Consider the following 13,025-nt stretch of genomic DNA (forward strand, 5'->3'; position numbering starts at 1 on the left):
ACATTGTTGTTCGTATAACGTCTATTCGCCTTTGTAACAGGTGACATCAACCTCAACTTTACAATCCACGACTAAGTCGGCCACCATGCAAATTCGCGCAGGAGGATGCGCTGAAAAATACTCTGCAAAAACCTTATTAAAGGACTGAAAATATCTTGCGTCAGTTAATACCACAGAGACATGCGTAACATGCTCAAGGCCATAACCTGCTTCGGTCATAATCGCGATGCAGTTTTCTATGGCCAGACGCGACTGCTCAACAATGCCACCCTCAACCACTTCACCATCTCGCATTGGCGTTTGCCCAGAGACCTTTAACCAACCGCCAGCTTCAACTGCTCGCGCAAAGGGTAAGTGTTGTCCACCAGTGCCCGTGCCGCCCTCAGCACCTATTCTTCTTATTGTCATGTTAACCTCTTGATGATTTTTGATTTTTATTAGTTTTGACGCGTTAAAAATCGTCCTGCTCGGCCGAAATCGACAATGGTGTCTGCATTCGCGCCCTCAACATAGCTGAGCTTGCCATTCACCCAAACCTTCACAATGCCTGAGGCAAGTTGTTTTGGATTACTGTAACTTGCTTGGTCTAACACCCGGTTGGGGTCGAATAACACCAGATCGGCGAAATAACCAATTTGAATATTGCCACGTTGCCGCAGCTTAAAGCGCGCCGCTGGCAGCGCTGTCATTTTGTGGATAGCCAATGCCAACGGCAGCGATTGTTGTTCTCTACAGTAATGTCCAAGCACCCGCGGAAATGTCCCCCACAGTCTCGGATGCGGATGCGGATCGCACGGCAAACCATCAGACCCCACCATGCTGTGTTCATAACTTACAAACCGCTGCACATCATCTTCCAGCATACAGTGATACACAGCGCCCGCTGGCTGCAAGCGCTTTGCAGCATCACGCTGAGACACTTGCCATTGCGTGGCAATGTTTGCCAAGCTTTGCTGTGCAAGTTCTGGATGAGACTCCGACCAAGTAATAAAAATGTCCGTCTCCTCCGTCACTTGATTAAGATCTAAGGTGCTTGAACTCGCGGCGTAAGGATAGCAATCGCAGCTCACTAGGTGTGTTTGCCTATGCTGTTCAAAATGCGCTAATACCTCAGACGCTCTGCCCCAATTCTCTCTACCTGCGCATTTTATATGTGAAATAACCAGCGGCAGTTTGGCATGCTCTGCCGTCGCAAAGGCTTCGTCCATAGCTCGGATGACTCCTTGAAATTCCGTGCGTAAATGCGTGGTATAGATACCATCAAATGGTGTAACAACCTCGGCCAACGCATTCACTTCGGCTTGACTTGCCCCCTTAGCATTGTAATAAGCAAGGCCTGTACTAAATCCTATCGCCCCCTGCGCCATCGCTTGATGCAGCAAGGTCTTCATCTGTTCAAGTTCTTGCGCATTGGCGGCTTGAGATAAATCTGTCATGACCTGCGCTCTGAGCGTTGTATGACCAACTAACATGGCTAAATTGACACTCGGTGCAGCCTTATTAAAGGCGTGTTGATAATCCTGTAGTTCACGATAGGCGAATTCTGGCTGCTCCCCGAGTAAGTTAATGGGGTCAAGCGGCGCTTGATCTGCACAATAAGGCACTGCGCTAATGCCACAATTACCGGCAATGACGGTGGTGACACCTTGGCTCACTTTGCTCAGCATATGTGGGCCTCGCAGCACTTCAAGGTCATCATGGGTATGTACGTCAATAAAACCCGGCGCGAGCACTAAGCCCGTGGCATCAATGCATTGCTGTGCTTGCAAATGGCTACAGTTGCCAAGCGCAACAATTTTGTCTTTGCTAATCGCGACATCCACCACTTGTGCTTCAGAGCCTGGTTCAAAATACACCGTCGCGCCTTGAATGAGGGTATCAACATAAAGAGATGAGCTCAGCATTAATCCCCCAAAGGAAAGCGTTTATCGGCAGGTGGCATATTGCTGTTTTTATCGCGATGCTGATCTAACTGGGTTTTAAGCCGTCGGAGCTTTTCTCTTGAGCGCTTTTGATTACGCATGGCAACTTCGCTCGACAAGATATCCACCGCTGCCATCATGGCATAGCGTGCAGCGCTGGGCTTAAAGATGTAATCACTTTCTTGAGTTTTGATGGCTAAGTGGTGATCGGCAATGTCCGCCAAGTCGCTCACTGGGCAAATAGCAATAACCTCAGCACCATACTCTTTGGCGATAAGCGCCGCCGCTTTCACATCAGGAGAAACACCACTAAGCGAGAGGCAAATCACCACATCCCCTTTGTTCACCGTTGCGGCAACCATGCGCATCATCATAGGATCGGAGTGAGCATTACTAAGTACGTCCAAGCGAAATAAGCGATTTTGACATTCTTGTGCCATCAGGCTGCTACCACCACCAACCCCAAAAATTAAGCAATGACGTGTGGCGCAAATCACTTCACTCGCCTGCTCCACAACCGCTTCATCGATGAGTCCCGCATTGAGCGTAAGGATCTCCTGAATAGAGGTATAAACATGAGAAATCTTTTCTTTTTCAATTGGCTCAGGATTTGTAAAACGCTCACCAATTGCGGCTGATTGTGTCAGCTGAAACTTAAGGTCACGTACATTGGTACAGCCTAAGCTACGCGCTAACCGTGTGATGCTGGCATGACTGACCTGTGCTTTTTCAGCTAACTCACTAATGGATGCGCTTGCGGCAAAGTTAAGCTCAGCCAAAATAAGCCGAGCGACTTTTTCTTCCGCAGGGCTAAAGTGCCCCAAACCTTCCTTAATTTTGCTAATAATGTCCACAGCTTCGCCTCAATTAAAAATAGGTAGAAATGGTTTGGGTGATCACCCAATCTCGCTCGACAACACCAATTTGTCGCCACTTATCAAAGGTCAAACAAGGATGAGAAGTCGAAAAGCAGATCATATCGCCAATCTGTACCTCGCACCCAGATGCAATACTTACCATAGCGTGTTGATCCATGATTGTTTCGACCTTTACCGCGCCGCCTAATGAGCACAGCTGCTTTGACGGCGGAGAGTAAATCAGCTCTGGTGTGGGCATGCCAGCATCAAATGCGACATCCCTTTTACCCATACCAACTATCGCGACGCCCGGCTCTGGAGTCGAAAGCACGTAAGCCCATATACTTAAGCTCGACACCAAACTTTCCCCAAACCGCAAGCGAGATTGCTCCGTGATAACACGGCTTGCTGCGCATCCTGATAGATCCCGGTATCGTGAATAAGATAGCAACCGGGACGGATCACAAAACGAAATTGCTGAGCCTGTTCACTTTTGTTTAGTGTCTTTGTCACAACATCGTACCAAGCAGACCCCGCCCCCGTGATAATAGGTAACGCCTTTGAAAACACGTTTTTTTGTCGTAAATCTGCCGCCGTTTTTATTACTGAGTCAACGAATGCGGCAATCCTTTGCTCGGCGTTATGGCCGTGGATCACGCCTTCATAAAACCCAATGCCAGCTACCTCTAAACTAGCATACTGTTGGCATACATTGACTAGCTGCACTATCGTTGCAAGATTGCGCCAACCAGCGCGACCACCTTCAACTCCCACCTCGAGTAAAATGGAAATACACAGCGAATGCTGAGTAAAAAATGTGCCTAAGGCATGGGCATTTGCAATAGAGTCAACAAAACAATAGAGCTCAACGTCAGTATCAGTAAGCATGCTAGCAACTTGCTTCATATGATATTCGCCAACAAGTTGATTCGCTAAGATCACTCGTTTTGCGCCCGCAACTATGGCTACGGAAACTTGTGGTACGGTCGCTACCGTGATGGCCCATGCGCCATGTTCAAGCTGTAGTGTAAATAGCGCTGGAGACATCGTCGTCTTGCCGTGGGGTGCCAATAATACTTGGCTTTCCTTTGCAAAATTCGCCATCCAATTCGCGTTGTGGTTGATGGCGTCTTGCTTTATCACTGCAACTGGCAAACTGACCTGCTCTGCGAGAATATCCCAGCCGCTCTCTTCTAGTTGCAGTGGGTCGCCAGTGCCTTTCGCTAATATTGTCATCGTTTATTCAAATCCTTGAGTTTAAACATTAATTCTCCACGTCAAAATAGCGCATTGACTTACTGCGATTGGTATCAGGCCAAGCTGCACTTGGCCTTTGCTGACGTTAGAAAGTCGCACGGACGCTCAATGCAAAACGTCTATCCGTGGTAAAGTTAAGTGCCTGCGTTTTTGTCCCAGCTTGGTCCATCTGATACTTGGTTTTGGTTTCCGTATCCAATAAATTGCTGGCTTCAAAACCCACTTTCCAATGGTCGTTGATGGTGTAATACAAGCTTGCATCCATCATACCTGACGCCTCTGCATAGGCAGGGACGTACTCTTCAGATTCCCTAAGTGTGAGCAAATACTCAGAGCGCCAAGTGTATGCAAGGCGAAAAGAAATATCCTCGTACTCATACATACCAATGATATTAAAGTTTTGGTCAGAGTAACCTTGTAGCGGCAAACCTCCAAACACTCGGAAGGTATTCCGATTATCGGTTAGCGGGTTTCCATTTTCATCGAAACCAAGCGTGCCTTTAGAGACTTCATTTGGGTCTTCAAGTCCATCTTGATCGATATAGGTAAAGTTAAGTTGCAAACCTAAACCGCTCCATGCACCCGGTAACATGTCGTAGAATTGTGAGTAGGAAAACTCCATCCCACGAATGGTGCCAGAGCCAGTGTTAGCAGGGCCATAAGCAGAGACATCATAATCTTCGCCGCCATAAGACACATCAAGATCAAAGGCGCGGCTACGGATTATATTATCTAGCTTTTTGTGAAATAGTCCTACCGTCACATAACCTGCGGACGCGAAATACCATTCGGTAGTTAAATCAGTATTAATTGCTTCTTCAGGCTCTAAATATGGATTCCCAGAAAGCGCCGTTAGACTGATATCGTCTAGCCCAACAACGGGGTTAGTTGCCTCGTCGTAATCAGCGCCGGGAGTTTGTAGCACGCGAGTGTAATCCAAGTTAAGAATACTGATATTTCTGGCATCAACTAAACTTGGGTAATACAACGCTTTTGATGCACCAAATCGCACCACTACGTCTTCTGATACACCAAAACTCAAATTTAAGCTCGGAAGCAAAGTGCTATAATCTGTGCCATCAACGGTACTGAGTTCGGACTCTCCCCCTGCAATGTCGTAATATCGCTTATATTCTGCCTGCTGCATCACATTATTAAGTGATGTCCCCTCTTCACCACGTTTGATGAGGGCGGGTTGCACCAAAGCGCCCGTAGACTCAAGTTGATAGTTTACGTAGCGCAGGCCAATGTTGCCCACCACTGGAATGTCTTGAAACTCGAAGTCAAAATCACCGCGAATGTAAAATTCAGTACGCTTCTCGTTGGTCGAACTTATATTGTGTGCGGCGAATGGGCCTTCAACGCGATTGGGTTTGTCTGCATAAGGTACATAAGTGCCAGAGCATGTGCCGTTGTTTGCCGCACTGTTGGTGGCATTGTGCCAACCATCACGACAACCTTGACGCAAAGAGTCGGCGTAGTTTTTCACCAGATCCATACTTGGGAACAAGAAGTTATTGACCGGCCCCTGTAACACCTGACCATTGTAATAATCTGAAAAATCAACGCGCTCAAATAATTCTGGACGATTTACCGCCGCGGCGGCATTTCGGTCATCTTGGATCCAAGGGGTGCCAATTGCAGACCAGCCCTCGTAAGCGGTATCTCGCACCGTTAGGTCTTTATCTGACATATAAAAACCGGAACTGACACTCGTGAAATGACCGTCTAGCTCATACTTAAAATCCAGTTTAACGCTGTCTGATTCTGCGGTATTGTGCTCAACCTGCTCCATACCGCTGCCCAAAAACAGGTTAGGCACAGGTCCATTCCAATCTTCATTGGGTGACCAACCTGCCGTTAGAATATTGTCACTGAGAAACTCTACTGTCGGCCTTGAGCCACGCATATCGAGGAAATAAGGCGAGACAACATGAACATGGTTTCCCCGTGTTTGACCCGACATACTGTAGTTTTGCACCTCTTTGTCGGAGTCGATCCGCTGGTAATCAAAATCGACAGTCAACCTATCTATTGGTTTTAACGTTAGCTTAAATGAAGTGTCCTTCACGGTATTTTCGTTGTAATTCCAGCGGCTACGATAAAAGAATGGCGTTTCGGGGCTCACGCCAAGTGCAATACCGGAAGTCACAAAACCATCATCTGTAGTGAGAGGATGGCCACTTTCCGTACTTTCACTCCAATTTTGTGAAGACCCCATAAAACCTTTAAAGCCTTGAGCTGCTTGTCCTATTTGGCGCTCGTTCCACTCAAGAGACGCTTCTGATCGAATGTGCTCTAATGTCGCAACTATGGTCTCATCAGCATTTGCCCACTGCAGTGAAGAGGTTAAGCCGGTACGTTCACGGTCATTAGTTGCCGTGCTCATATGGATAGCGACAGGCACATGCCATACACTGCCAGCTGGTTGCCCTGGTAAAGCGGGGCCATCCACAGGCGATGATGGATCAACACCGGTTATGCCACCCCATTGATCCAAGGTAGGAATAAAGGAATCGCCTCGAGAGTGGAAATTGCCAAGGCCAACACCATCTCCTCGAGTCTGATATTCTGATGAGGAAGCCGCAATTAAGAATCCGAACTTACCTGCACTGGTTTCCCAACTGTCGGAAAACAACGCTGAAAACGAAGGCGTCACTTCTTCTCTAAAGTCGCCATAGTTGGCCTTTGCATTGAACGAGATAAGCCGCTCATCAGAGTCGAATGGTTTGCGGGTGATAAGGTTCACCGTGCCAGATATACCGCCTGAAATAAGATCCGCAGTTTGGTTTTTAACCACTTCTACCGCACCTAGCAATTCAGCAGGAAAGTCTTCATAGCTCAGACCGCCTGACGGATTTGCACTAAAAGCGTCTCTGCCATTCACCTCAGAGCGAACCCTGTCTAGGCCACGAACCAACACGCCTGTACCTTCATCAGCATAATGTTTAGGGTCATCGGACGATGCAAATCGCTCAATCGTAACACCCGGCACACGCTGCAGCGCTTCAGTCACCGATTTGTCTGGTAATGCCCCGATATCCGACGCCGTGATCACGTCTTTGACCGTATCAGCGAAGCGCTTGATGTTTTGGGCACTATTGATACTGCCTCGGATCCCACGAACTTCAATGACTTCAACTGCTTCGTTCTCAGTCGCAGATTTGACATCGCTGTCATTTTGACCCACAGTTTCGGCGGCAACCCAAAGTGGAGAAAACCCAAGAAGTACAGATGAAACCACAAGGCTCAGTTTGCTTCGTTTAGGGTTATGTTTACCAATACCGGTGACTAGTTTTGACATTTTTTTGTTCCTTTCTTCTTTTTAAAAACCAGTGAAAAAGCCAGCAATGCCATCTCTAGCACCACAGCCCAAAAACCTACCACACAGTGACGTGCTCTAAACGCCCCTAACACATCACATGTTACTTACTAACAAAAACTAAAGATTACACTGTTACTTTTTAACATTACAGACTAAAAAGCAAACACTTTTTATGAAAACATTGACGAAATATGCTATTGCATTGAAATAAAAAGCAATAAAATAGATTTTTCTTCGGAGGAAAGTAACGAGCTTGGGGACCACTCAGAGCGACTTCAAAGTAAATCAGCACCCCCTTCGAGACAAATAACTATGAATCTATTTCACCTGAGGTTTGGAAAAGGAATGAGTTAACTCATTGCTGTTAACGCGCAACTTAATTTAACCTGAGGTTTGGATAAGGAATGTTCCAACTCATTGCTTCTAAAGAATAACTTGGTTTTTTCCTTGTCTAGCCAGAGAGTTTTAGGGAAAACAAGGCGAATTTACGCACCAATAGCTGGCTATTGGAAGTGAATTCAACGCAGTTAGCGTTAAAACTGGCTGCTAGAAAGGCATTAATTATCCGCAGCTCAGGTTAATTTACCTCTTTGTCTAGCCAGAGAGTTTTAGAGATAACACCGCTTCTGCGTCCTGCTCTCACTAAGGTACCTACTTCCTGTAGGCAAGGCGAATTTACGCAGTTAGCGCTAAAACTGGCTACTAGGAAGGCATTAATTATCCGAAGCTCAGGTTATTTATTGAGATGATCTGTCGGCAAAACATGTTTTGCCAAATTAGCACCAATAATTGTAGTATTATTCTTAGATTTAGGATCCCAGTAAAAACGCCAAACGGTGTTACTTTTGGGGAAGAGCAATCTGCTTAGCGATATACACTCAAGAGGACATTATGAGTAAATTTTTAAATTCTGTAGCTTTGTTACCGATGCTTGGTTTCATCGTAACAATGATTTACACCATTGTTGTGAAAGAGGAAGCCTTTTCAAATTATCATTGGTTTATAGTAGCGCTAATATCACTGTCAGCCTCTTCTGAGCGATTAAAACATGCTAATACAGTAGCTGTAACCATCTTTGTGTCGAGTATTCTTTCCAATATACTTCTACTAATAGCATCCAGTGTTGATTTAAAAATCACCTCATTTACTTTCATATTGTTTTTGGGTTATTTAAGTATTGGGTTTTTAATTTTGATGGCAAACCTTGCTTTTATTAGATACAAGAAAAACAAAACCATCCTCAACAACTAGGCTAAGTTCAATTAAACCCTTACCAATTGACCGACCCCCTCAATGATTTGGTTTGGCCCCGTTTGGTCTTTTGATTCAGGCGTTTCTTTTGCGAGCTTTTTGTTGGCTTGGTGGCTCTGCGTGTTTTTTCAACTTTGGTGGCCGCGAGGATCAGTGTTTTTAGCCGCTCCAAGGCATCTTCTTTGTTTTGCTCTTGGGTGCGAAAGCTCTGTGCTTTCCCAGGGCGGGATCGCACTGTTAGCTAATTTATGATCAAATAGTGCCAATCCCATTGCTAGGCGCAACCAATGAACCTGATTGAACACCTTACAGTTGTAGAAGAAACTCGCTCTGATATTAACAAAAAGCACGACTTAGTTGATGTCATTTTCCTTGTTATTAGTGCCATCATGGCAGGTGCTGAAGGTTGGCAAGATATCCAGCTCTATGGCGAGTCAAAGGAGGATTGGTTGCGGCGATAAAAAGACGGCGTTACAACTTCTTACTGCATACGATACAGAGTCAGGGTTAGTACTGTCACAACAGTCCACTGAAACCAAGCAAGACGAGATAAGTGTTGTGCGGCAATTGCTTGAAGTGCTTGATATTAAGGGCAGTGTTATCACAGTGGATGCGCTACATTGTCAACGGCAAACACTTGAAATGATCGCTGCGAAAAAAGCCGATGTTGTGGTGCAGGTTAAAAAGAATCAGCCCAAGCTATATCAGGCTGTAACCGATCAATTTCAACGCGTATTCGATGCTGGTAAAGAGCATGTCGTAACCGAGGTAAAGCAGCAAGCACATGGTCGCACAGAGACGCGGATAGTGTATCAACTCAAGCCAAAATTAGACGAAGCGTTAGCGGTGAGTTGGCCGACAATTCGCAGCATCATTGCGGTAGAACAACGCAGAACCTGCGGCGGTAAAACCAGTATTGATACCAGCTACTACGTCAGCTCAATGTCACCAAAAAATAAGGAGCTAGGCCACTACATCCGTCAACACTGGCGTATAGAGAACTATCAGCACTATGTATTAGATGTTGTTTTTAAAGAGGATTCATCAAGAATTTGTCTCGATGGTGCGGTGGAAAATATGGCCCTATTCAGGCGTTTTGTAATGAATATGCTCAAGCAGTGTGAATGCGGCTTACCGAGTCAACGTAGCAAATTGAAAACTGCTGGCTGGAACGACAAATTTAGGGCACAGGTGTTCTTTGGCTTATAAGTAATCAAAGTACGCTCCGCCCCTGGGTTGGTGGTTAGGGATATCAGCATGGAACTTTAGGGGACTATTAGCTATTTTTAATGCATCGTTTTATATCTCCATTGGAATTTTTCTTGTAAAAGAAAAGCACCGCCTTGTAACAAGTATGCTTATATCTACTCTGTTAATCTTTGCGTTATACACATTGTTTTGGCTTAGTCTCTATCCTATATTAGCTATTTTTCCATGGTGGAAGACAATTGCAATTTACGGAGATATTTTGTTGTGTCTTTCTATGTATGTAAGTTTTTATTTTGCCTCTGTAAATAATCTAAGAAAGCTTCGTTAATTAGATGCCTTCTTTTCTATAGTGATTTTATATTTTCGCATTTTTGAGCGTAGTGTATTCGGATTAATATTAAGTATCTTAGCTGCTCCGAAATAACCATCAACTCGACCTTGGGATTGTTTTAAGGCTTCTTTTATCACCTTTATGATTGTTTCATCAAGCGAAAGTTGACTGGCATCATTTTCGATAGAAAGTATAGGTTCGAGGGCTGTCGTTTGCTTATTAGTTTTGATGTTGCCTAATGCTGTTACTAACTCGAGACGATTACCTTCACCGAGAATTACGGCTCGCTCAATCACTACTTGCATCTCTCTAATATTTCCCGGCCATGAATATTCACACAATTGTTGAAGCTGTGACTCAGTAATATAGGGAATTGGCAATCCAAGTTTTTTAGAGGCTCGCTTGATAAAGTGCGTTGCTAACTCAGGAATATCTGAAACTCTCTCCCTTAGAGGCGGTATAAAAATAGGAAAGACATGCAAGCGGTACCATAAATCTTCTCGGAACAGCCCTTTATGCACATGTTGTTGTAAATCTCTGTGGGTTGCAGCAATAATCCTAACATCAACCCATGTTTCGCTTTCCGCTCCTACCCGAGTCAATGTTCCTTCTTGAAGAACGCGTAACAGTCTTACTTGAGCAAATAACGGAAGTTCACCTACTTCATCTAAAAATAGCGTTCCGCGATTTGCTCTTTCAAACCAGCCTTTCTTATTTTCTAAGGCACCTGTAAAACTACCTTTTTCATGGCCAAAAAGCTCTGAGTCAACTAACTCAGGTGGAATAGCACCACAGTTAACACGAATAAACGGTTGATCTTTTCTTGATGATTGTTGATGTATTGCTCTGGCTATCACTTCTTTTCCAGAACCAGTTTCACCTAAAATTAATACTGTAGAATCTGACGGCGCGACTAAATTGACTTTATGCATTGTTTCGGCCAGTCCATGAGATATCCCCACGATATGGTCTTTGACTGAGTCACGGCCAGTGCGCTGTAATAATGATAATTTATCTGATTCCGAAATATTTTTAAGTTGATTCAAATCATCCAGTCTTAATTCATTTTCCGCCGCCGCAAGGAAAATGGATAAAATCTCCGATAAGTTATTGTGTACTTCAAGTGTGAGTGATGAATTACATCTCAAGGTAAGCAAAATCGTTTTGCCACTTTCAGTCATCATTGTGCAAACTAAGATTTGCATTTCCATCTCAGCTGCTGGAAGAATATGCAACTTCTTATCAGAAATTAGCCATCCTTCTACGTTATCTATTAGATATTTATCTATATTTTCATTGGATCCAGCACTCCCTAAAAAGCGAAGCTTCACTGGATATTGTTCTATGTATAACACTTTCAACCCGGCAATGGGGATCTCTTGCTGTATTTGTCTAAGCAATTCTGGCATGACTTGCGAAAGTTTAGGTTGTTTCGCAACTAGTTTCCAAAGCATGAGTAGGGAGTTTTGTGAAAGTAACATAGCAATATTCAAATTTAAATTATGGTTTTATATTACACGTTTTCGTTAAATATAACGAATTTGCGGTTATATATAAACACACAAAAATAAACTTTTAGTTATAAGCTTTAATATCAATAAGTTATATGTTGGTCAGTTCTATGCAATGTTTTTAATGAAATCAATTAAACAAGTATAGGAATAACAATGACAAAACCTTTAGTAGCTATCGTTTCGTTGTTGCTGATCATTAATTCAGCATCAGCGAACAGTGCGCCCGCAAGCCAATCCGATCAAATTAAAGAAATACAAGAACAACTGGCTGAATTAAAGAGCAAATCAGTAAGTGATTGGAGCAAAAAAATTAAAGTTGGGGCATTAATCCAAGCTGATGGTCGCTTTATTTTTGATGACGATGTAGATGAGAGCTCATTTTTAATTAGACGAGCTCGAATTGATGCTAAAGGCCAGCTAACTGACAGTATTAGTTTCAGAATATTACCTGAATTTGGGGATGGTAATAATGGAAGTTTATTAGATGCCTACATTGATTGGAGGGCTGGAGAAAACAGCTTTTGGAGAATTGGTAAATTTAAATCGCCTATTGGCCTAGAAAGAGTGCAATCAGGATCTCGGTTGTTATTTATTGAACGCGGTTTGACAGATAATTTGGTACCAAACCGTGATGTTGGTGTGGCATGGAATTATCAAACAAAACATAGCGAATATAGTATCGGTGTTAGTAACAATGCCGGTGATAGGCAGGATACCAGTAGTGACTCTGATAGTGGCAAAGCGGTTACTATTCGTGCTCATTGGCAACCAGAATCATTTAGAGGATTAGGGGTTGGTGTTGCGGCTAGTTTAAGTGAAACATCAGATAACACTGATTTATCAACCTATAAAACTTCGAGCCGACGTACTATTTTCCGCTATAAGGAGAATAGCTTTAGGGATGGACACGAAAGACGATTTGCACCTCACCTGACTTATTTTAATGGTCGTTTTGGTAGCTTTGCTGAGTACATCCTTTCAAATTCAGAACTTAATAATGACCTCGGGCAACAGCAGTCTATTCATAACCGAAGTTGGCAATGGGTTACAAGTTGGTCATTAACAGGTGAAAAAAATAGCTGGAAAGGCATTAAACCCACCTCTTCTTATGGAGCATGGGAGGTTATAGGTCGCCTTAGCTCTCTTGATATAGATGATGATGTATTTACATATCATGCTGACCTTTCTCGTTCTATACAACAAGCAGACTCTGCGGCAATCGGCTTAAGCTGGTATGCACACAATAACTTGAAGCTACTTTTCAATTATGAGCATACCCGCTTTAGGGCAGGCGCTAGTGGCGGTGATCGAGATACCGAAAAACTGCTATCAGCACGGCTGCAACTTAATTATTAAACT

9 protein-coding genes and 2 pseudogenes are annotated in these 13,025 nt (G+C 44.0%); 3 read left to right on the plus strand and 8 right to left on the minus strand.

The genetic code is table 11. The features are described 5' to 3' along the window. Positions 1–21: 21 nt before the first annotated feature. From GSF13_RS04390 to GSF13_RS04410, 6 genes are all read right to left on the minus strand, one after another. Positions 22–408, minus strand: a complete 387-nt coding sequence (locus GSF13_RS04390) for a RidA family protein (protein ID WP_010603922.1) — start codon at positions 406–408, stop codon at positions 22–24. A gap of 29 nt (positions 409–437) precedes the next feature. Then, positions 438–1,904 carry a D-aminoacylase gene (locus GSF13_RS04395; protein ID WP_211865333.1) on the minus strand — a complete coding sequence of 489 codons (1,467 nt, stop codon included), beginning with the start codon at positions 1,902–1,904 and terminating at the stop codon, positions 438–440. After that, on the minus strand, positions 1,904–2,776 hold the full coding sequence (locus GSF13_RS04400) for a MurR/RpiR family transcriptional regulator (protein ID WP_211865336.1): 873 nt from the start codon (positions 2,774–2,776) through the stop codon (positions 1,904–1,906). The genes GSF13_RS04395 and GSF13_RS04400 overlap by 1 nt, the downstream gene beginning before the upstream one ends. 13 nt (positions 2,777–2,789) lie before the next feature. Beyond that, positions 2,790–3,137 carry a hypothetical protein gene (locus GSF13_RS24590; protein WP_249122639.1) on the minus strand — a complete coding sequence of 116 codons (348 nt, stop codon included), beginning with the start codon at positions 3,135–3,137 and terminating at the stop codon, positions 2,790–2,792. Continuing rightward, complete coding sequence (locus GSF13_RS04405; protein WP_249122640.1) at positions 3,125–4,015, minus strand: alanine racemase; 891 nt, start codon at positions 4,013–4,015, stop codon at positions 3,125–3,127. The genes GSF13_RS24590 and GSF13_RS04405 overlap by 13 nt, the downstream gene beginning before the upstream one ends. A gap of 106 nt (positions 4,016–4,121) precedes the next feature. Then, a complete protein-coding gene (locus tag GSF13_RS04410) occupies positions 4,122–7,340 on the minus strand; it encodes a TonB-dependent receptor (RefSeq protein WP_211865338.1) in 3,219 nt (1,072 codons plus the stop codon). A gap of 912 nt (positions 7,341–8,252) precedes the next feature. On the opposite strand from GSF13_RS04410, the gene GSF13_RS04415 reads away from it, so the two are divergent. Then, on the plus strand, positions 8,253–8,612 hold the full coding sequence (locus GSF13_RS04415) for a hypothetical protein (protein ID WP_010603927.1): 360 nt from the start codon (positions 8,253–8,255) through the stop codon (positions 8,610–8,612). Positions 8,613–8,631: 19 nt separating this feature from the next. Here the strand turns inward: GSF13_RS04415 and GSF13_RS04420 are convergent. After that, positions 8,632–8,829, minus strand: a pseudogene (locus tag GSF13_RS04420) (aminoacyl-tRNA hydrolase); the annotation flags it as partial. A 70-nt stretch (positions 8,830–8,899) separates the two neighbouring features. Between GSF13_RS04420 and GSF13_RS04425 the strand changes: the two are divergent. After that, a pseudogene (locus tag GSF13_RS04425) lies at positions 8,900–9,821 on the plus strand (ISAs1 family transposase). Between the two features lie 324 nt (positions 9,822–10,145). Here GSF13_RS04425 and GSF13_RS04430 read toward each other — a convergent pair. Then, positions 10,146–11,633: a sigma-54 dependent transcriptional regulator gene (locus tag GSF13_RS04430; RefSeq protein ID WP_211865346.1), complete on the minus strand. Its 1,488-nt coding sequence runs from the start codon at positions 11,631–11,633 to the stop codon at positions 10,146–10,148. A gap of 186 nt (positions 11,634–11,819) precedes the next feature. Here GSF13_RS04430 and GSF13_RS04435 point away from each other — a divergent pair, with 186 nt between their 5' ends. After that, positions 11,820–13,022 carry a porin gene (locus GSF13_RS04435; RefSeq protein WP_211865348.1) on the plus strand — a complete coding sequence of 401 codons (1,203 nt, stop codon included), beginning with the start codon at positions 11,820–11,822 and terminating at the stop codon, positions 13,020–13,022. Positions 13,023–13,025 lie beyond the last annotated feature (3 nt).

It is taken from the genome of Pseudoalteromonas sp. M8 (assembly GCF_018141365.1).
Taxonomy (GTDB): Bacteria; Pseudomonadota; Gammaproteobacteria; order Enterobacterales; family Alteromonadaceae; genus Pseudoalteromonas.

Bases quoted from the DNA above. Each gene is read 5' to 3' on its own strand.
- GSF13_RS04390 (WP_010603922.1), bottom strand. From the start codon at position 408: ATGACAATAAGAAGAATAGGTGCTGAGGGCGGCACGGGCACTGGTGGA.
- GSF13_RS04395 (WP_211865333.1), bottom strand. From the start codon at position 1,904: ATGCTGAGCTCATCTCTTTATGTTGATACCCTCATTCAAGGCGCGACG.
- GSF13_RS04405 (WP_249122640.1), bottom strand. From the start codon at position 4,015: ATGACAATATTAGCGAAAGGCACTGGCGACCCACTGCAACTAGAAGAG.
- GSF13_RS04410 (WP_211865338.1), bottom strand. From the start codon at position 7,340: ATGTCAAAACTAGTCACCGGTATTGGTAAACATAACCCTAAACGAAGC.
- GSF13_RS04415 (WP_010603927.1), top strand. From the start codon at position 8,253: ATGAGTAAATTTTTAAATTCTGTAGCTTTGTTACCGATGCTTGGTTTC.
- GSF13_RS04430 (WP_211865346.1), bottom strand. From the start codon at position 11,633: ATGTTACTTTCACAAAACTCCCTACTCATGCTTTGGAAACTAGTTGCG.
- GSF13_RS04435 (WP_211865348.1), top strand. From the start codon at position 11,820: ATGACAAAACCTTTAGTAGCTATCGTTTCGTTGTTGCTGATCATTAAT.